Annotated in this window: 1 pseudogene; it reads left to right on the forward strand. The window is 65.2% G+C overall.

Going from position 1 to position 402, the window contains the following annotated elements:
* Nucleotides 1-132 precede the first annotated feature (132 nt).
* Nucleotides 133-402, forward strand: a pseudogene (locus SB724_RS19455) (acetyl-CoA C-acyltransferase); the annotation flags it as partial.

Below are 402 nucleotides of genomic sequence, written 5' to 3' on the forward strand. Positions count from 1 at the left end.
GTGCGATTTCCGCCGTCGTTTGTCAGCGGCGGAACGGTCACCGCAGGGAACTCATGCTTCGACGCGGACGCCGCGGCCGCCGTCGTCATCACCTCCCTCAAGCGGGCGCGCGAGCTTGGGGCGGCGGAGGGAATGATGGTGCTCGGTTGCGATACCAAGGGCGTGGACCCGAAACTGTTGGGAATAGGCGCTGCACATGCTGCCGAACGGCTTCTGGCTACCCGTCAAGTTTCTGCCGGGGATGTGGGGCTGTGGGAATTCAACGAAGCGTTCGCCTCCCAGACGATTGCCTGCCTGCAACACCTCGGCATTGATCCGGCGCGCGCCAACGTGGAAGGCGGCGCTTTAGCCTTGGGCCACGGCTATGGCGCGTCCGGAGCGGTGCTGGTGACCAGGTTGCTG

The sequence above is a fragment of the Bacillus sp. SIMBA_031 genome (assembly GCF_046535225.1).
Classification (GTDB): domain Bacteria; phylum Bacillota; class Bacilli; order Bacillales; family Bacillaceae; genus Bacillus; species Bacillus velezensis.